At 43.1% G+C, this 19,048-nt stretch carries 18 protein-coding genes; 5 read left to right on the top strand and 13 right to left on the bottom strand.

Annotated features, from left to right (window positions below; all coding sequences use genetic code 11):
* Positions 1–67 precede the first annotated feature (67 nt).
* The 8 genes from DPF90_RS04645 to DPF90_RS04610 all read right to left on the bottom strand — a co-directional run bounded on the left by DPF90_RS04645 (position 68) and on the right by DPF90_RS04610 (position 5,924).
* Entirely contained in the window at positions 68–1,267 is a 1,200-nt protein-coding gene (locus DPF90_RS04645) for an MFS transporter (protein WP_114785155.1), read from the bottom strand.
* A 6-nt stretch (positions 1,268–1,273) separates the two neighbouring features.
* Positions 1,274–1,657, bottom strand: a complete 384-nt coding sequence (locus DPF90_RS04640) for a VOC family protein (protein ID WP_114785154.1) — start codon at positions 1,655–1,657, stop codon at positions 1,274–1,276.
* On the bottom strand, positions 1,627–2,364 hold the full coding sequence (locus DPF90_RS04635) for a hypothetical protein (RefSeq protein ID WP_114785153.1): 738 nt from the start codon (positions 2,362–2,364) through the stop codon (positions 1,627–1,629). The genes DPF90_RS04640 and DPF90_RS04635 overlap by 31 nt, the downstream gene beginning before the upstream one ends.
* A 122-nt stretch (positions 2,365–2,486) precedes the next feature.
* On the bottom strand, positions 2,487–3,089 hold the full coding sequence (locus tag DPF90_RS04630) for an HvfX family Cu-binding RiPP maturation protein (protein ID WP_114785152.1): 603 nt from the start codon (positions 3,087–3,089) through the stop codon (positions 2,487–2,489).
* Positions 3,082–3,816: a putative DNA-binding domain-containing protein gene (locus DPF90_RS04625; RefSeq protein ID WP_114785151.1), complete on the bottom strand. Its 735-nt coding sequence runs from the start codon at positions 3,814–3,816 to the stop codon at positions 3,082–3,084. The genes DPF90_RS04630 and DPF90_RS04625 overlap by 8 nt, the downstream gene beginning before the upstream one ends.
* A complete protein-coding gene (locus DPF90_RS04620; protein ID WP_114785150.1) occupies positions 3,816–4,676 on the bottom strand; it encodes an MbnB/TglH/ChrH family RiPP precursor modification enzyme in 861 nt (286 codons plus the stop codon). Before DPF90_RS04620 ends, DPF90_RS04625 begins: the two co-directional genes overlap by 1 nt.
* Entirely contained in the window at positions 4,664–4,978 is a 315-nt protein-coding gene (locus tag DPF90_RS04615; RefSeq protein WP_114785149.1) for a hypothetical protein, read from the bottom strand. The genes DPF90_RS04620 and DPF90_RS04615 overlap by 13 nt, the downstream gene beginning before the upstream one ends.
* Complete coding sequence (locus DPF90_RS04610) at positions 4,968–5,924, bottom strand: MBL fold metallo-hydrolase (protein WP_114785148.1); 957 nt, start codon at positions 5,922–5,924, stop codon at positions 4,968–4,970. Before DPF90_RS04610 ends, DPF90_RS04615 begins: the two co-directional genes overlap by 11 nt.
* Before the next feature lie 334 nt (positions 5,925–6,258).
* Between DPF90_RS04610 and DPF90_RS04605 the strand changes: the two genes are divergently transcribed.
* The 5 genes from DPF90_RS04605 (at position 6,259) to DPF90_RS04585 (ending at position 9,915) form a co-directional block, all read left to right on the top strand.
* Complete coding sequence (locus DPF90_RS04605; RefSeq protein ID WP_114785147.1) at positions 6,259–6,957, top strand: hypothetical protein; 699 nt, start codon at positions 6,259–6,261, stop codon at positions 6,955–6,957.
* Between the two features lie 319 nt (positions 6,958–7,276).
* Positions 7,277–7,912: a delta-endotoxin CytB gene (locus tag DPF90_RS04600; RefSeq protein WP_114785146.1), complete on the top strand. Its 636-nt coding sequence runs from the start codon at positions 7,277–7,279 to the stop codon at positions 7,910–7,912.
* A 62-nt stretch (positions 7,913–7,974) separates the two neighbouring features.
* On the top strand, positions 7,975–8,562 hold the full coding sequence (locus DPF90_RS04595; protein WP_114785145.1) for a type-2Aa cytolytic delta-endotoxin: 588 nt from the start codon (positions 7,975–7,977) through the stop codon (positions 8,560–8,562).
* A 31-nt stretch (positions 8,563–8,593) separates the two neighbouring features.
* Positions 8,594–9,211, top strand: a complete 618-nt coding sequence (locus DPF90_RS04590) for a hypothetical protein (RefSeq protein WP_114785143.1) — start codon at positions 8,594–8,596, stop codon at positions 9,209–9,211.
* Between the two features lie 20 nt (positions 9,212–9,231).
* Entirely contained in the window at positions 9,232–9,915 is a 684-nt protein-coding gene (locus DPF90_RS04585) for a cytolytic delta-endotoxin (RefSeq protein ID WP_114785141.1), read from the top strand.
* A 112-nt stretch (positions 9,916–10,027) separates the two neighbouring features.
* Here DPF90_RS04585 and carB read toward each other — a convergent pair whose 3' ends face one another.
* The 5 genes from carB to secA form a co-directional block, all read right to left on the bottom strand.
* A complete protein-coding gene (carB, locus tag DPF90_RS04580; RefSeq protein ID WP_114785139.1) occupies positions 10,028–13,258 on the bottom strand; it encodes a carbamoyl-phosphate synthase large subunit in 3,231 nt (1,076 codons plus the stop codon).
* Between the two features lie 16 nt (positions 13,259–13,274).
* The gene (carA, locus tag DPF90_RS04575; protein ID WP_114785137.1) at positions 13,275–14,414 is read right to left on the bottom strand and encodes a glutamine-hydrolyzing carbamoyl-phosphate synthase small subunit; all 1,140 of its coding nucleotides are present in this window, start codon (positions 14,412–14,414) and stop codon (positions 13,275–13,277) included.
* Between the two features lie 484 nt (positions 14,415–14,898).
* On the bottom strand, positions 14,899–15,708 hold the full coding sequence (gene dapB / locus DPF90_RS04570; RefSeq protein WP_114785135.1) for a 4-hydroxy-tetrahydrodipicolinate reductase: 810 nt from the start codon (positions 15,706–15,708) through the stop codon (positions 14,899–14,901).
* Between the two features lie 143 nt (positions 15,709–15,851).
* Positions 15,852–16,250 carry an 8-oxo-dGTP diphosphatase MutT gene (gene mutT, locus DPF90_RS04565; protein WP_114785133.1) on the bottom strand — a complete coding sequence of 133 codons (399 nt, stop codon included), beginning with the start codon at positions 16,248–16,250 and terminating at the stop codon, positions 15,852–15,854.
* A gap of 63 nt (positions 16,251–16,313) precedes the next feature.
* Complete coding sequence (secA, locus tag DPF90_RS04560) at positions 16,314–19,043, bottom strand: preprotein translocase subunit SecA (RefSeq protein WP_114785131.1); 2,730 nt, start codon at positions 19,041–19,043, stop codon at positions 16,314–16,316.
* Positions 19,044–19,048 lie beyond the last annotated feature (5 nt).

Below are 19,048 nucleotides of genomic sequence, written 5' to 3'. Positions count from 1 at the left end.
CAAAAACTCAAGAAAGCCGCTGGATATAAAATATGACTTTCTTGAGGGACATGTTTTAACCTAATGACTAAACCATCTGAACTGATTTTTGATCAGCGCCTGCATTAAAGCGGGCCAATACAGCTAATCCAGGCAAGGTCGCTATGGCAACATACAAGCCAACATAAGCAGAACTTAACAACATCGCTTCTGTCACTATCAGTGGCGTGAGGCCACCAAAAATCGATAATGCAATGTTATAACCAATTCCTAACCCGGTAGTTTGGTTAGCTGATTGCTGCCATAACAGCGCAGCCAAGTTACCTAAAATGATCGCAGCCAACGCACTGATACCAAACACAGCTATGGCTTGCCAGATAAATTCACTAGAATCAAGAAGCACAAACAAAGGTATCGCCGCAAACAGCATAAACAGCGCCCCAAATTTAAACGCTTGTTGTGGTGAAGAACATTTGTCGACGAGAAAAGAAAATACGAGCAACAACAAAACAAGTAACGATGAATTTATCAACGCAAGATTGTCGATCCCCATGGCTTTACCCAAAATGCCGCTAGCTAGGTTCTGTACATAGAACACCACAGCACCAAGAATGGAAATACAAAACACTTTGGCAATTATCTGACAACTAGACTTACTGGCCACCGCTTCCGCTTTAGGCAATTCAGGTAGAGAAAGACGTAAATATAAGCTTACAATGATATTTGCTACACCCACTAACAATGGTACTCGCCATCCCCAATCACTCATCTCTTCTGTGGTTAAGTAGTGTTCTAAAGCCGCAACGATAAGAAGGGAAATGATCACACCCACAATGGAGCTCGCGACAATCAAACTGCTCACACGTGAACGTTCTGACTTCTTCGCATCGTAGAGAAGGTAATTGATTAGGGTTGGGTATTCACCACCGAAGCTAAATGCTTGAATCATTTGAAAAAACAAGAATACAGCCACAATGTACTGCCCGACGCTATCTACGGGGACAAACGCCATCGAGACAGTTGCTAAACCCGTCAATAGGTTACAAAAAACCAATGCCCGTTTACGACCATATCTGTCGGCATAGCGACCAATGACGACACCGCCAAAAGGCCGGATCAAAAAACGTAGAGCAAAGACTCCCCACACCACCAGCTCTGAGTGTTCAATGCCTTGGGTGGCAAATAGCTGGGATATGTACATAGATATCGATGCGAATACAGCGATATCATAAAACTCCATGGCATTACCAAGGACAGCACTGGAGCGCTGCTTCCAAGTAAGTGACATTCTGTTTTACTCCTCTATAAGTTCTAATTGATTTCCATCGGGGTCTGAACAGAAAAAGTAACGGAAACTACCTAGCCTAGCGTTGTAAATAGTAGTAATGTTAGTAACTTCCGATAATTTTCTATGAAAGGCTTCAAGATCATTGACCCGCAAAGCAAAGTGGGTGATGCCCACTCTTTTTAGCGCGATCAAAGATTCAGGAACTGGGGCTGAAACGTCCCCACAAAAGTGAAAAAGCTCGATTCTCGAGCCTTGGTTTTCCAACATGTGAATGGTGACCTGCTCATCCCAATAACTTCGTTCAAGCTGATAACCAAGCAATGCATAGAAATCTTGGCTAGCGACTAAATCACTAACCGTTAACGATACATGATGAAACTGTCCAGACACGCGACCGTCACTCCATGTTCCACCAATTTTCTAAAGAAGACCGAATCAGGCTGAGATTCACAGCTAAGTTTGCATTTGATGATATAGATTCGTCGGGCTTCTTCTGTCTCTTTACAACCGCGAAGTAAAGCCACCTCTTGAAAGGTTTTCATCTCAAGAAAGTAACGCACACTCGTCAGTTCATCTTGCGTCAGCATCAAGTTGCCAAACACATAAGGTTTGTTTTCAGCAACACTCGGCTGAGTTGAATTAGCTGTCGACAAACTATCGATAGAGATGTGTATTTGTTTATCGCTCCAGCATTCAAGCGCAAGGTGGTTAACCTTAGGACGAAACGCAATCGCCTGACTGACCACATCGCAAGGTAAGGGCGTAATTGGCAAAGAGATAGAGAGGATATCGTACTGTGAGCCCTGATTCGTCACAATATCAACACGGTTATGGCTGGCTTTGGCCGACTCACGAAAGTTTTGGGCTCCCTGACTGTTCCAAAGATTAATCCCCGGTTTGAGGCGCGAATGGAGGTTTTTGTACAGCTCATCACCCCAATAAGCCAGATGCCACGAGTAGTTGGTCGACACGGTCTTCACTTGCTCTAACTGAGTATCTACTCGAGAAAAAGACACCGTCTGGTCGACTCCCATGTACTCAATATAGCGTTTGAATACATGGCACATCGCTTCCATGTCCGCGTTACGTACATCCACAACTGTTTAACATTATCAATAAAACAATATGCGCATAATACACTATAAGTTTGGTTTTGCTACTGAATACAAGAATATAGATTTTCCCGCTGCGAAAGCAGCGGGTTTGAGTGAATGGAGATCTAGTTAGGTTTAACTGAAGTAACATTAAATGGTTTGCGTAACCAGTAATCTAGGCTCACATACCGGCCGCCACCGTAGAAAAACAGCACCATCAACATAACAAAATAGGTTGCGGCAAACTCCATCCCATTATTGAGCATCACAGGATCGCCAAGTTCTGTAATATAGTTGTATCGACCGGGAAAATTAGCAGCTAGCCATTCAATAAACCCGTTCAACCGCACACTTGCTTCCATGCTGCTAGTAGCAATAGCGTCCCAACCATGTTTCCAATGCACCATGGCGCTGGCAACACTCATCAAAAAGATCATAGGAATGGCCATCAGTCTGGTAAAAAGACCCAGAGCAATACAAATGCACCCGACCACTTCAGTCGCGGCAGCAAGAAATGCGAGAAGCTCGGGAAAAGGAAGGTTTAAGCCACCATCAGCCGTAGAAGCACCAAACCAAGCGACTGTGCCCGAGAATCCCAAAACTTTAGAGCGAGCGCCAACAAAGATAACTGGGATAAGATAAAGACGAATAGCAAGTAAGGCCAGATAATCATATCTTTGACACTTTTCTACTAAGCCATCGAACCAATTAATAGCTGACTTAATCATAATTATTCTCCTGAAAATTAGACCTTATAAGTCCTAATTCACTAAAATGTTGCACCCACCCCAACACGTTAAATCTGATATTGCTGTGATTAACCCTTTGCTGTAGTTGAGCTGAAGTTAAATCAAGTTGGTCTATCAGTATTTGAATCAAAGCGATATCAATATCTCTTAGCCTCTGAGAGACGACATGCTGCTCTTGGTTGCGAAATACGCCGTAAAACACGCTATGACGATCCGTGGTTAAAAATGTCACTGAGTCTTGATGAAGTAGGAAAGGGACTTGATTGAGCCTTAAAGTAGGATTGACTTGTAAGCTGTCGCTCTCTATTACTTCTTTTCGATAAAAATCACTCAAATTGTCGCTTACAGCGTCGATCTCTACGCAAAAAGTAACCCATTCATATTCAAGCAAGGCTAAATGTTGCAATAACATAGTTCCCGAACTAGCACTTTCATCTTTCTGCACAAACTGTACAAATTCGCTTGCTATGTGGTGAAATTCAGCCTCAAAGGCAGCATGTTTAGCCACAAAGCCATCAATCATTTGCTCAAGTTGTAAATGAGAAAATTGTGCTGAAAAAAGTGGGAAGGTGTTAGTCACCACACCAAAAACATTATCACGAATAAATTCGCTGTATCGACAACCATCTCTGTGCTCGTTTGGTAAACGTATCATTGCCGATAAACGCTCGGTTTGAGCCAACATTTGGCTAGGGGGATTAAGCATTAACTCCCCCCCTTACAAAGCCCTTCGAGCGTTTGACCAAATTCCTGTATTTCACTACGAATACTGCGCAATTCTTCAGCGAGTACCAGTAGGGATGGCATATTCTGATCCCGCTCTAGAAGCAAAGGTTTACTACCGTGAACACCATAGGTGTAGCGAGCTAAATCCAATACTTGATCAGGAACTGGCGCTCCATGGGTATCGAGCAAAAAACCATCTTTTTCTTTAAGATGACCAGCAATATGGCAATAGCGTATCGCCTCACTTGGTAAGCTATTGAGCATGTTGTAAGGGCAATAACCGTGATTGTGACTGTTTACAAACACATTGTTGATATCCAGCAACAGATCACAGCCACTTTTATCGCAGATCTCAGCGATAAACTCTCCCTCGGGCATTTCGTTACTATAACTGTGGTAATAAGAGATATTTTCCAGCGCAATTGGTCGCTGAACTAAATCTTGGACCCGCTGAATACGTTCAACTAAATAAGCAATATTCTCTTTTTGTCTTGGTATCGGTAGTAACTCATACAAATAGCCTTGACTGTCTCGCGAAAAGCTCAAATGCTCACTGTATATTTCGATATTAAACTCATCGAGAAAATTCGCGACATCTCTTATAAAAGGTTCATTTAAAGTCTGACAATCGCCAATAGATAAGCTGAGTCCATGAGCAACCAAAGGGTATTTTTGCGCAATATCTTGCAACTGTTCGCGCTTCATACCGCCGATATTCATCCAGTTCTCTGGCGCTAATTCAAGAAAATCAATATCAGGATGTTCAGGTAGCTGGCCCAGCAAATCAATATATTCACTGCGCAGCCCTAGTCCTTTTGACGTATTGGTTATTGTCCGCATATCCCACCTGTGATTTTACTTTGAGTTAACTTGATGGTTTCAGAAGAAGGAGCGATCCCCTCTCCCGTCACACCACATTTACCGTCACGAGCTCGCACTAATCGGCCTTGGGGGTCACTTGTTAATTCTTGTTTTTCAAAGCGCTTTTCTGTGCCGCATTTACCCGCTGCACATTTCCCGCCATGCTTTGATTTAGATTGGGCTTCAACCGGAGCTTCCGGCGAAGTATCAGCAAAAGCCATACCTGAGTTGAGAGTAATAACCGATGTCATTGCAATAGATAGAACGAGTTTATTGTTCATTGGATAACTCCTTAGCAGCGCTCATGGGATAACTAGATAAATCGTGTCCAGCAATCACCTGACCTTTGTAATACTGTTTCACTATCTTGATCGATTCAGGTTTGAGCTTAAGACCTAGCCCCATCCAATGATTGAGGACCAAAAGTTTGGGGTTAACTTGTGCGGCGATTTTGCCGACGATTGAGGGCTTAGCATGCAAAAATGACGACACTTCATCGGCTTGTTCATGAATCGCTAAAGGCATCAAAAGAATATCAGCCCCTTTAGCAAACTCGACAAAGTCCGGATTACTGCCATTTTGTTCAGCAGAAATTACCATCACGCCTTCTTCGCTTTCAATGCGATAGGCTAGGCAAGGTACATCACCATGGGGAATCCCGAGCGCATAAATGGTCAGTCCATCTTGCTGGTAAACTTTGGTTCCTTGTGAAGATTTGTAGGGTACGTCTGTGATAGTGACAGGAAATAAGCCATCACTGCCATCAAACAAACCATTGAGATAGGAGTAAGCACCTTTATCACCATCGAACAATGCTTGCATATAGGCGGTCATACTAGGAAAAGCCGAACCGGCTTCAGGCCCAGCAATATCTAAAGGATCTTGGCGATCAAAAAAGTAACCACCTTTAAGCAGTGCTGGCACATCAGCAACGTGATCGGTGTGAAAATGAGTTAGACCGAGAAAATCGAGATCCTCAAGCTTACCGCCAGCTTGACCAAACCTTAGGTAAACTCCGCCACCAGCATCTATCATCACTTGTGACTTTCCCTTCCACCAGATAAGTTCACCGGAAGAGGCGCGAAGATCATCGGAAATAGGTCCACCAGATCCAAGCAGTTGAAGAGTAAAATTTTTATCGAGCGGTTCGAGAGAAAGAGCGTAACTATTCGCTGAACCAAGAGATAACCCCATAGCCAGTATCAAGGCTTTTAAAGGCTTTTTCATATAAGATACCTATGAGTGACATTTATTATTTCTCTTCTTTGGGTGAGCAGCCAAAGAAGCAACAAGGGCAGGAAAAACGAGCTGTTTTTGATGTCCGTCAAAGTACTCAACTAAGATATCTAATAATTAAAGTTAAGAATATCTAGATATTCTTAATTATCGTTTAGATAAACTGAACAAAAGAAAATATATTGAGTGACCAGAATCTAGATACAAAACCGATTGCATGGAATGGAGCCAAAGCTTTCGCTGCTTCTTCTAGCAAGTGGGAACTAAATCACTATTATCCGAAATGTAAATTGATAACCCAATAACATAAAAGGATAACCCTGCGATGAAAAAAACAGCGTTAGTTTTCTCTTTACTGGCTTCAAGCCAACTGTGTTTCGCTGATAATGCGCTTTATCAACCAAAAGATGAAAACACTCCCTCTATTGAATCCATTACGATGAGCTATGGTACTCCAATGAGAAAAGAACTAGCTCTAAATGGCGCGACTTCTGGCTTGCCTAAAACCGCATATAGTGGTGCAACCATGAAGCTTAATATGATAGGCGGCGTAGCACCTTACTCTGTTGAAGTAACAGAAGGTAATGTAGATATTAAAGAAGATGTCCTAACCATTAGAGAGAAAGGAAAAATCAAATTGCTCATCTCTGACTCTGTAGGCTCAAGTTTCACGTATTCTTTTAATCCAAGTTTTTTCTCTACACCCGACAATATGATCCGAACCTTTTCTCAGTCTGAGCAATACTGTAGTAAACTAGGTGGCAGCTTACCCAAGATTGAGGATATTGCACTCTTTCCAACCGCAAGAATGTTTGGTTATTTATTTTCAGAGTGGGGAAGCTTTTCTTTAAATCAGTCTGATTGGTATACATCAGATCAAGATATGTCATACAAGCTATTTAGAAACCAAGATGAGTGGTCAAGTATGGGCTATGACGGGCATATATCCGCTCATTTAGATAACGGATTGGTTTACCAAACATTTGATGATGCTTTTACTAGAACCACTTGTATTTTCAAATAATCCATTATTAAAAAGAGCGTTATTAATTTAACGCTTCTTTATAAAAATAAACTCCTTATTGATAGATAAACTTTTAATCTATCGTGGATAAATGAATACTATCAATCAAACCCTCCAAATACGCAGCACAGGTCACTATTGATTCAACAATCGTAAAAATAATATTAATCAATAACTTAAATAATACCTTTTAATAACGAGTTGTTCGTTATGTGAATAGTGTCGCAATTATGAAACACCAAACCTGCATGTAAAACGATCTGCATATAGACCTTGGGATGAACTTTACTCCCAACCAATACAGCATGGAGATCAGATTATGACTTTTGATAGCGTTGTCGTTCTAGATAGTAACGATGTGATCAAAAAGGCAGGTGAAAGCAAGCTTAACTTCAATACTCTGTTTCAAGTTCCAGCAGAGAATGTTCATCAAGCAATTGAAATGGCACAAGTTTTTCAAGACGCCATCAATGGTGACACGCTAGAGTTTAACTTTGACCAAGCACTACAGCTTGTCAAAGAACACAAAGAAATGGCAGTCACAGGCACGATAAACCAGTCAATCGTTAAACAAGATAACCAAGTATCGGCTATGGTCGATGATGTCATGAACCTGCTTGATACTGTTGTGGGTGTTTACCTAGACAAAGAAACGCCAACCTATGAAAAATTCAAAAATACGATTGAGCAAGGCTTTACGAACCTCAATGAGCAAAAAGAAAGTTCTTGGATTTTCTGGAGTAAGGAAAGCGAGCACAAGACCACCTACACCTACAACATCTTATTCGCTGTGGCCAATAAAGATACAGGCTCGGTTATGGCAGCCGCTCCAATTGGCTTAACCATCACTGTTGATGTCGACAAAGAGAAAGTACTTTGGATTACAACCAAAGATAAGCACAACTACTCTGTGAACGTTAAATCAATCACTGTCGTTGAAGCGCTACAGGCATAAAAGCCTCGGAGGTGGCCATTTGCCACCTCCTAATTCGCAATATAATCAACTAAGGAAAGGTCATGGAATCGGTAACCATAGCACCGGATATTAAAACTGATATTTTCAGCCCCATCTTAAACATCAATCTCGAACATCTAGATCAAGCAGTAAATATGTTAAGTGCCTTTGACAATCTTCACACCGCAACACAAGGTATAGATTTTGACCAAGCTCTTACTATTGCTAAAAGCCATAAAACCATGGCAGTTGTTGGCACAAAGACGGTTGCCGAAACAGCTCAAACAATGCAAGCATGGGTCGCGATAGATCAATTACAAAATTTGATTGGTATGGTTCAAGGAGCGGTGACTGAAAATTGGGCTGCATTTGGTATGGCTGCGCGAGCTTTTTTAGATCTCAATGCTCAGAAAAATGGCGGTTACTTTGTGATATTTGGTCAAAGTGAAAAAGAAGTGTCCTACCAGTACAATATGTTTAACATTGTGCAAAATCAGTCGACAGGTGCCACTATGGTTGGCCAGCTTACATCCGTCGACATTCACTTAAAGTCCTCTGATAGTAACGTATTGTCTTTGGTGGCAGGTTCAAAAGTCACACAAACCATGAACTTTAAAAGTATGGTCATAGCCGAAGCATTAGAACGCTGATATAAACCTTACATCTTCTAAGAGGTTATTTATGAATATTGAAATCGTGCCTTGTAAACAAAAAGAGTTACCTTATCAGGTATTTTTAGAAGTTGAGGATGAGCGATATCTGACTCAAGCATATGAGCTATCCAAACTCTTTACTGACTGTTCAAATGAAAACCGCATTATTGACTTTGAACTGGCCAAAGCACAAATCAAAGCAGAGCCTGGGTTAGCAATAATTGCAACATTAAACGTAGAACTAAACAAACAATATCAAGCCCTATCCATGCTCACTTCAGACATAGCAGGCCAACTGACTGCACAAGATTCATTCGGTATTTTCGATAAGCAAAGACTCCAAACCATAGTAGCCCACGCATTTTGCGATCTCGATAAACAAAAGGATCAACCTTGGTTTGGCTATTCAGAAACTGAAACAAATCAGGGTAATCATGCCCACTATCAGTACAATTTCCTCGTTATTTCTCAAAGCAATCGCACAGGCCCTCTTATGGCTGTCAGTCTCCTTTCAATAGAAGTTGAGATAGAAAATAACAGTCATAGCATTTTTAGTCAGCCACATAAACCGGACATGCTGACGATAGACAGTGATAAGATAGACATCAAACTGAAAGGACTTCAAGCCGTCAGACAACTTAGCTAATTTCATAGAGGTAAGCCAATATGCACATCACTAGAGATGTCAAGGTTACTCCAGTAAATAGCCCTGTTGTACTGGGTGACTCAATTTTAAAAAACAATGCTTTAGCTCCAAATTCAAGGGTTTTGGCAACAGACGAGCAACAAGACCTGAAGTTCAAAACGCTATTTGCTTTGGAGCCTCAATACATCAGCCAAGCAATAGCGGCAACTCGAGTATTTCAACAAGCACTCAATTCATCATTAGAATTGAATATTGCTCAAGCTGAACAATTAGCAAAAGAGAATAACATCCATATCGAAAGGACTATCCAACCTGTAATATCGAGTGATTCTCCTCAAGGGGCAATTTCAAAGCTTGAAGTACAGCTTGATGAAGTGGTCGGCGGCACCTTTCCAGCTGATCTAAAAGCGAAAATAATGGATATCGTGTCTGATGGTTTTGTAAACCTTTATCGACACGAAAGCAGCGCTTGGATATTTTGGTCCAGTGAATCTGCCAATAAGTCCTCTTACTACTACACTATGTTGCTCGCGATTCAAGAAGATGATGTACTGGTTTTCGTGCCGCTTGGGTTTTATATACAAGCCAATATCAGTAAAGAGAAGGTGTTATTCATTACCGTATCATCCAGCACTCACTACTCCGTAGCACTTAACGGACTAAAGGGCACACAGCCTTTGGGCTATTCTCCCAACCAATCATGAATAAAAACTTCATGAGCTCGGAGCGACTTATTAGGTAAACTGTTTATCCAATAAAAAAGCCTGCTTGAATAAGCAGGCTTTATAGTCTCTATACAGCGTAAACCTTGTCTACTTATGCTTGGCTTTTCGCCACTTTTGCATGTAACTCTTGTACTGAAGTCACCGAGGCACAAGCATCAGCCGTATGTGACATACAAGTGGCAAATGCCGCATTGAGAGTTGTCGTGTAGTTCACTTTTTCTGCTAGGGCCCCACGGCGCAGTACTTTAGAGTCTTCGATCGATTGACGACCTGCCGTCGTATTCACGATATAGGTATACTCGTTGTTTTTGATACGGTCTAGAATGTGTGGACGACCTTCGTGTACCTTGTTAACAAGACGAGGGTTGATCCCTGCTTCACCTAGGATGATCGCTGTGCCATGAGTCGCATCTAACTGGTAGCCCAATTTGGTCAGTTTAGAGGCGAGATCAACAACACGTTGTTTGTCACCTTCGCGAACAGACAGTAGTGCGCGACCGCCTTCTGGGTAAACATTGCCACAACCTAGTTCCGCTTTCGCATAAGCTTCTGCAAAGGTTGCACCCACACCCATAACTTCACCGGTAGAGCGCATTTCTGGGCCTAACAGTGGGTCAACACCAGGGAACTTGTTGAACGGTAGTACGACTTCTTTCACTGAGTAGTAAGGTGGGATGATCTCTTTGGTAAAGCCCTGAGAATCTAGAGATTGACCTGCCATTACGCGTGCAGCAATTTTAGCCAGTGGCGCGCCTGTTGCTTTAGAAACAAACGGGACAGTGCGTGCAGCACGAGGGTTTACTTCGATTAAGTAAACTTCGCTGTCTTTCACCGCAAACTGGGTATTCATAAGACCACGTACACCTAGCTCAAATGCGAGTTTCTCAACTTGCTCGCGCATCTTGTCTTGGATTTCTTGACTTAGCGTGTAAGCAGGAAGTGAACATGCAGAGTCACCCGAGTGAACACCCGCTTGCTCGATGTGCTCCATGATACCGCCGATCACCACTCGCTCACCGTCACAGATAGCATCGATATCCACTTCAGTTGCGTCATCTAGAAAACGATCAAGAAGTACCGGAGACTCGTTTGATACACTTACTGCTTCGTTGAAGTAGCGACGCAGATCTTGCTCATCGTACACGATTTCCATAGCTCGACCACCAAGTACGTATGAAGGACGCACAACCAGTGGGAAGCCAATCTCTTTTGACTTGTCAACCGCTTGCTCGATAGTCGTTACTGTCGCGTTCTCAGGCTGTAGAAGGCCAAGACGGTCAACAGCTGCTTGGAAACGCTCACGGTCTTCTGCGCGGTCAATCGCATCTGGGCTAGTACCAATAATAGGTACACCTGCCGCTTCCAGCGCACGAGCCAGCTTCAGTGGTGTTTGACCACCGTATTGAACAATCACACCTTTTGGCTTTTCAACACGTACGATAGAAAGTACATCTTCCAAAGTTACAGGTTCGAAGTAAAGACGGTCTGAAGTGTCGTAGTCGGTAGAAACCGTCTCAGGGTTACAGTTAACCATGATGGTTTCGTAACCATCTTCACGCAGTGCAAGTGAAGCATGTACACAACAGTAATCAAATTCGATTCCTTGACCAATACGGTTTGGACCGCCGCCCAAAACCATGATCTTGTCTTTATCTGTAGGCTGCGCTTCACACTCTTCATCGTAAGATGAGTACATGTAAGCTGTATCAGATGAGAACTCAGCCGCACAAGTATCGACACGCTTGTAGACAGGATGAATGTCATATTGGTCACGTAGACGACGGATTTCATTCTCAGACACACCAAGGATTGAAGACAGGCGAGCATCAGAGAAACCTTTACGCTTCATCTTGCGCAATACATCTGGAGTCAGACCTGCGAAACCACCCGCTTTCACTTGGTTTTCTAGGTTAACAAGCTCTTCGATTTGAACTAGGAACCAACGGTCGATTGCCGTAAGGTTGAATACACCATCGACTGACATGCCTGCACGGAACGCATCTGCAATGTACCAAATACGCTCAGCACCTGCTTCTTTTAGCTCATGGCGAATTTTCGTTAAAGCATCTGGCGCATCGAGATCGACCATCTCATCAAAGCCGTTTGCACCAACTTCAAGGCCACGTAATGCTTTTTGCAACGATTCTTGCTGATTACGACCAATCGCCATCACCTCGCCAACTGACTTCATCTGAGTCGTAAGGCGATCATTCGCACCAGCAAATTTTTCAAAGTTAAAGCGCGGGATCTTAGTCACAACGTAGTCGATGGTAGGCTCAAATGATGCTGGCGTTGCACCACCTGTTATATCATTTTGTAGCTCATCAAGAGTAAAGCCGACCGCCAGTTTGGCTGCGATTTTAGCAATAGGGAAACCGGTTGCTTTTGATGCTAAAGCTGATGAACGTGACACACGAGGGTTCATCTCAATGATAACCATGCGGCCATCTTTCGGGTTGATACCAAACTGAACGTTTGAACCGCCCGTTTCAACACCAATTTCACGCAGTACCGCAAGCGAGGCGTTACGCATCAATTGGTATTCTTTATCCGTCAATGTCTGTGCTGGAGCCACTGTAATTGAGTCACCAGTATGGATACCCATAGGATCGAAGTTTTCGATAGAACATACGATGATACAGTTGTCCGCTTTATCGCGAACCACTTCCATCTCATACTCTTTCCAGCCAATTAAAGACTCATCGATCAGCAATTCATTAGTCGGAGAAAGATCTAAACCACGGCGACAAATTTCTTCAAATTCTTCTTTATTGTACGCAATACCACCACCGGTACCGCCCATAGTGAATGAAGGGCGAATAATACATGGGAAACCGACCATATCAAGAACGCGGTATGCTTCTTCCATAGTCTTAGCAGTATCAGCACGTGGACATTCAAGACCGATAGACTTCATCGCTTTATCAAAACGAGAACGATCTTCCGCCTTATCAATCGCATCGGCAGTTGCGCCTATCATCTCAACACCGAACTCTTCAAGCACGCCATGCTTTTCTAAATCAAGTGCGCAGTTAAGAGCCGTTTGCCCTCCCATTGTAGGAAGTACTGCATCAGGACGTTCTTTTTCGATGATCTTACGTACTACTTCCCATTGTATAGGTTCAATGTAGGTGGCATCTGCCATCTCAGGGTCAGTCATAATCGTCGCAGGGTTAGAGTTAACCAGAATAACTCGGTATCCCTCTTCGCGAAGCGCTTTACACGCTTGAGCACCAGAGTAGTCAAACTCACATGCTTGACCGATAACTATCGGGCCAGCACCCAGAATAAGAATACTTTTTAGGTCAGTACGTTTTGGCATTCTCTACTACTCCAAATTAAGCGCTGTGTTGTTTAATAAGTTCAATAAAGTGATCAAATAGCGGCGCAGCGTCGTGAGGACCGGGGCTCGCTTCTGGGTGACCTTGGAAACTAAATGCTGGTTTATCGGTGCGATGAATGCCCTGAAGAGAACCATCAAATAAGGATACGTGGGTAGCACGCAAATTCTCTGGCAAACTGTCTTCATCAGCTGCAAACCCATGGTTTTGTGAAGTAATCATAACCACGTTTCGGTCAAGATCCTTCACTGGATGGTTTGCGCCATGATGACCAAATTTCATCTTCACCGTCTTAGCACCCGATGCAAGCGCCAAGATTTGGTGCCCTAAACAGATACCGAAGATGGGTAAACCTTTGTCTAGGAATGCTTTTGTTGCTTCAATTGCATAAGTACATGGCTCAGGGTCACCAGGACCATTTGAAAGGAATACACCATCAGGATTAAGTGCAATCACTTCTTCTGCTGTTGTCTCAGCAGGCACAACTGTTAAGCAGCAGCCTCTGTCAACGAGCATACGCAAGATGTTTCGCTTTGCTCCAAAGTCATAGGCAACAACGTGATATGGTAGCTCGCTACTGTCTTGCGCATCTGGAAGACCACCCTCGAGCGTCCACGAACCTTGTTGCCATTGATACGCTTCTTTCGTTGTAACTTCTTTCGCAAGGTCCATACCTTTTAAGCCAGGGAATTCTTTTGCTTTGGCCAAGGCTAAAGCTTCGTCTAGATTGCTGCCAGCAACAATACAACCGTTTTGCGCACCTTTTTCACGCAGAATACGAGTCAACTTACGCGTATCGATATCAGCGATACCTACGATATTTTGCGACTTAAGGTAATCAGAAAGGGTTTGTTCATTACGGAAGTTAGAAGCGATAAGGGGAAGGTCGCGAATCACAAGGCCTTGTGCATGGATAGAAGAGGATTCTTCATCTTCGGAGTTGGTTCCGGTATTGCCTATATGTGGGTAAGTGAGAGTGACGATTTGTTGAGAATAGGAAGGATCAGTGAGGATTTCTTGGTACCCCGTCATCGAGGTATTAAAAACGACTTCACCAACGGATGAACCATCTGCTCCAATGGAAACTCCGCGGAACACTGTCCCATCTTCTAGGACTAACAGTGCTGATTTACTCAAGACAACCTCCAGAATAAAAATGCATAAATTATAAATTAAACTGCAAATCTGCCTTCCTTTACACCTTGAATAAGTGATTTCAGGTTATTTAGACAAATTGGCAGCATTCTAATGACGAAGATTAAATGTGTCAACAGGAGCATAAAAATTAATTTGCATTTTAGGGCAGTTAATGCAAATAAGCCCTTGTAGCAGCTAAAATACTAGGTTTACTCCCGTAATTTTAGCCATTGGATACAAAACGTATAAATTTACTTGGTAAGGCAGTAGAAGAGTATGCCATCAAAAGATAATAGAATTACGCAAACGTTAAACCACCTAATTAAATGCTATTTTCAAACACTTCAGATAAAAAAATTAGCATTACACCCATAAGATAAAGAAAAGATCGTGATAAATGGACAAAGTGATTAAAGTTTTGTAAACAGTGAAAGTAGAGGAAGAGATTAAAAACGCCGAGCAAGCTCGGCGCATAATTATTTAATTACAGATCATTTAAGCCAAGCACATCTGTCATGCTATAAAAACCCGCGGGCTTATCTTTTAACCATACCGCAGCTTTAACCGCACCATTGGCAAAGGTCATACGATCGGTAGCTTTATGGGTTATCTCTACCCGTTCGCCAATATCAGCAAACATAGCGGTATGCTCGCCGACAATATCGCCAGCTCGAATCGTGGCAAAACCTATCTCATCTTTAGTTCGTTCACCAGTCATCCCTTCACGAGCATAAACAGCAACATCACTCAGCTTGTTACCCATAGCACCCGCAATGGCTTCCCCCATACTAAGAGCAGTCCCTGAGGGAGCGTCTACTTTATACCTGTGATGAGCTTCAACCACTTCGATATCGCAGTAATCACCCATTACCTTCGCTGCTTTTTCAAGTAGCTTGAAAACAAGGTTTACGCCAACAGAGTAATTTGATGCCATCACAATAGGCATTTTCGTTGCCATTTCTTCGATTTGTTGGCGCTCTGCCTCTGTAAAGCCTGTCGTGCCAATGACAATACTTTTACCATGGTTCTGACAGAGTTCGAGGTTTGCTAAGGTACTTGCTGGCGCAGTAAAGTCTATGATGACGTCAAACTGGTCGATCTGTTTACTCAAATCGTCCGTCAGTACAACATCAAACTTACCCTCTCCACAAAGCTCACCGATATCAACACCAACCAAAGAAGATTCAGGCCTTTCTGAGCCTGTACCGACTTGGGCAAGTGGGTTCTGGTGAGTCGCTTTGACTAGGTTACGCCCCATGCGTCCAGCTGCTCCCGCAATTGCAATACGTACCATGCACTTCTCCATTATTCACGTTTTGTATGCTATTGAGTTAAAACTACCAATATTAAAGACGACTGGCTATACATTCGATAGTGAAATTTTCCTACTTGGCTGAAAAGCACTATCTTCTTTCTCCTGATTGACGACTCTTATAGCTAGCTATATTCATCCACCACTCTGTCAAGGATTGTTCTATTTGCTTCGGGAAATTCATAGTCTCTTAGCTTAGTGATAGGTACCCACTTACCTTGCTGCCCTTCTCTGCCAAAAGGTTGGTTTTCAAAATCGGTGACAAGAATAAAATCAAACTTCAATGATTTATCTGTGTAGTCGTATTCTAAATGCTCGAACAAGCTATGTTGTGTCACTTGAATACCAACTTCTTCATCTAACTCACGTTTAATGGCTTGTGCTATGGTTTCTTTGTCTTCAACCTTTCCCCCAGGAAACTCCCAGAAGCCACCCTTATGTTTTTCCTGTGGGCGCTTAGTGATAAATACTTCACTTTTTTCAGCATTTAAAATGATAGCCGCGACAATATGGATACGTTTCACAATCAGTTTCCTCAAAAAAAGAGCCGCTAATGCGACTCTTGATGTTTTAAAATCTATCTATTTTTAGCCACTCAGCTGGCCATGGCACTGTTTGTACTTTTTGCCACTACCACAAGGACAAGGCTCATTACGTCCAACTTTGCGCTCTTCACGGACCATAGGCTGATTAGAGTGGTCTTCTTGGCTTTCATCAGCTAGCTGGTTACCAGCTGAAGCATGCTGTGCTTGAGCTCGTCTCGCAGCTTCTTCAGCTTGTGCTAGGCGCTGAGCTTCCATGCGCTCCACTTCTTCTTGTTGCTGAACACGAACTTTAGACAAAATGGTAATCACATCTGATTTTAGTGCATCCAACAAACCTTCAAACAACTCGAACGACTCACGCTTATATTCCTGTTTCGGGTTTTTCTGCGCATAGCCACGCAGGTGAATTCCCTGACGCAGGTGGTCCATAGCTGCAAGGTGCTCTTTCCAGAGCGTATCAAGAGTCTGCAGCATGACTGATTTTTCAAAGTTACGCAGCACCTGCTCACCAACTACGGTCTCTTTCTCTTTGTAGACTGTAATCGATGTTTCCAAGATTTTCTCACGCAGAGCTTCTTCATAGAGCTTGTCGTCATCTTCAAGCCACTGCTTGACTGGCGCATCGAGATCAAAATCGTTTTTCAGACGTTCTTGTAGTCCTTCGACATCCCACATATCTTCTAAAGACTGAGGTGGAATATATTCGTCAATGACAGCAGTTATAACATCCGCTCGGTTTTGATCAATCATGTCACTGATGTCTTCCACATTCATCAGTTCATCGCGCAACTCATAAACAACTTTACGCTGATCATTGGCCACATCGTCGTATTCTAGAAGCTGCTTACGGATATCGAAGTTTCGACCCTCAACTTTACGTTGAGCCTTCTCAATTGAGCGAGATAACATTTTAGACTCAATCGCTTCCCCTTCTTCCATACCACTTTGAATAAGGCTCGCCATACGATCGGAAGTAAAGATACGCAGCAGTGAGTCTTCCATAGAAAGGTAGAAACGTGACGAACCAGCATCACCTTGACGGCCAGAACGACCACGCAGCTGATTATCAATACGGCGAGATTCATGACGCTCCGTACCAATAATATGCAGGCCACCTGCCTCTAACACTTTATCGTGCACTTCTTTCCAGTCTGCTTTGATCACCTCAATCTGTTCTTGAGTTGGGCTATCCAAAGCATCAATTTTCGCCTGCCAGCTGCCACCAAGCACGATATCTGTACCACGGCCAGCCATGTTAGTCGCAATGGTAACGGCACCCGGTGTGCCTGCTTCTGCAACAATTTCAGCTTCCCGCTCATGGAACTTAGCATTCAAGACATTGTGTTTGATCTTGGCTTTTTTCAGTGCATTAGATAAAAGCTCTGACTTTTCTATCGATACAGTGCCCACCAAAGAAGGCTGGCCTTTTTCAACTCGCTGCTTAATATCTTCAATAATAGCGGCAAACTTTTCTGCCTCAGTACGGTACACCACATCTGGCATATCGTTACGAACCATAGGCTTATTAGTTGGGATAACGACTGTTTCCAACCCATAGATAGACTGAAATTCAAATGCTTCAGTGTCTGCGGTACCTGTCATACCGGACAGCTTTTCGTATAGACGGAAGTAATTCTGGAAAGTAATCGATGCTAGTGTCTGGTTTTCGTTTTGAATTTTAACGCCTTCTTTTGCTTCCACAGCTTGGTGAAGACCTTCAGACCAACGACGCCCGGGCATAGTACGACCAGTGTGTTCGTCAACAATCACGACTTCACCATCTTCGTTAACTATGTAATCAACGTTCTTCTCAAACAAAACATGCGCTCGTAAGGCAGCATTAACATGATGTAGCAAACTAATATTGGTCGGCGAGTAAAGTGTATCACCCTCCTCCATTAAACCATTTTTGATCATCAACTCTTCAACATACTCTTGACCAGTTTCGGTCAAGTGCACCTGTTTTGATTTCTCATCCACTGTGTAGTGGCCATCACCGCGATATTCTTCAGAGTCTTCCTGATCCTGCCTCTCAAGGTGAGGAATTAAGGTATTGATACGGGTATACAATTCCGAGCTATCTTCAGCAGGGCCGGAAATGATCAAAGGAGTTCGGGCTTCATCGATCAGGATGGAATCGACTTCATCAACAACAGCGAAGAAGCGCTCGCGTTGAACTCTGTCTTCTGAGCGAAACGCCATATTGTCACGCAAGTAATCGAAACCAAATTCGTTGTTAGTTCCGTAAAGAATATCTGCTAGATAGGCTTGTTTTTTTTCTTGAGGAGGCATGTTAGGTATATTGACACCAACCGTCATACCCAAAAACTCGAACAAAGGACGGTTTGTTTCAGCATCACGCTTAGCAAGATAGTCGTTGACCGTCACGACGTGAACACCTTTCCCAGCTAAAGCATTTAAATAGGCTGGAAGTGTCGCCGTCAGTGTTTTACCTTCACCTGTGCGCATTTCTGCAATTTGGCCTGAGTTAAGCACCATACCGCCGATAAGCTGCACATCAAAATGACGCATGCCGAATACGCGTTTTGACGCTTCACGCACAGTCGCAAATGCCTCAGGAAGAAGGCCATCTATAGTTTCACCTTGCTCAAGACGCTGGCGGAATTCAACAGTTTTTGCTTTTAGCTCTTCATCAGAAAGTGCTTCAAAGCCCGGTTCATAGTTATTTATTTCTTTTACAATTTTTCTAAGGCGACGTAACGTGCGGTCGTTGCGACTACCAATTACCTTTGTCAGTAGCTTAGTTATCATTTGCT

Origin of the sequence: Vibrio tetraodonis (assembly GCF_003350295.1) — a bacterium.
GTDB lineage: Bacteria > Pseudomonadota > Gammaproteobacteria > Enterobacterales > Vibrionaceae > Vibrio > Vibrio tetraodonis.
This window is presented reverse-complemented; position numbering and strand designations above follow the sequence as displayed.

Bases quoted from the DNA above. Each gene is read 5' to 3' on its own strand.
- DPF90_RS04625 (WP_114785151.1), bottom strand. From the start codon at position 3,816: ATGCTTAATCCCCCTAGCCAAATGTTGGCTCAAACCGAGCGTTTATCG.
- DPF90_RS04590 (WP_114785143.1), top strand. From the start codon at position 8,594: ATGAATATTGAAATCGTGCCTTGTAAACAAAAAGAGTTACCTTATCAG.
- DPF90_RS04585 (WP_114785141.1), top strand. From the start codon at position 9,232: ATGCACATCACTAGAGATGTCAAGGTTACTCCAGTAAATAGCCCTGTT.
- dapB (WP_114785135.1), bottom strand. From the start codon at position 15,708: ATGGTACGTATTGCAATTGCGGGAGCAGCTGGACGCATGGGGCGTAAC.
- carB (WP_114785139.1), bottom strand. From the start codon at position 13,258: ATGCCAAAACGTACTGACCTAAAAAGTATTCTTATTCTGGGTGCTGGC.
- secA (WP_114785131.1), bottom strand. From the start codon at position 19,043: ATGATAACTAAGCTACTGACAAAGGTAATTGGTAGTCGCAACGACCGC.
- DPF90_RS04595 (WP_114785145.1), top strand. From the start codon at position 7,975: ATGGAATCGGTAACCATAGCACCGGATATTAAAACTGATATTTTCAGC.
- DPF90_RS04630 (WP_114785152.1), bottom strand. From the start codon at position 3,089: ATGATTAAGTCAGCTATTAATTGGTTCGATGGCTTAGTAGAAAAGTGT.
- DPF90_RS04610 (WP_114785148.1), bottom strand. From the start codon at position 5,924: ATGAAAAAGCCTTTAAAAGCCTTGATACTGGCTATGGGGTTATCTCTT.
- DPF90_RS04605 (WP_114785147.1), top strand. From the start codon at position 6,259: ATGAAAAAAACAGCGTTAGTTTTCTCTTTACTGGCTTCAAGCCAACTG.
- DPF90_RS04645 (WP_114785155.1), bottom strand. From the start codon at position 1,267: ATGTCACTTACTTGGAAGCAGCGCTCCAGTGCTGTCCTTGGTAATGCC.
- DPF90_RS04600 (WP_114785146.1), top strand. From the start codon at position 7,277: ATGACTTTTGATAGCGTTGTCGTTCTAGATAGTAACGATGTGATCAAA.
- DPF90_RS04620 (WP_114785150.1), bottom strand. From the start codon at position 4,676: ATGCGGACAATAACCAATACGTCAAAAGGACTAGGGCTGCGCAGTGAA.
- DPF90_RS04615 (WP_114785149.1), bottom strand. From the start codon at position 4,978: ATGAACAATAAACTCGTTCTATCTATTGCAATGACATCGGTTATTACT.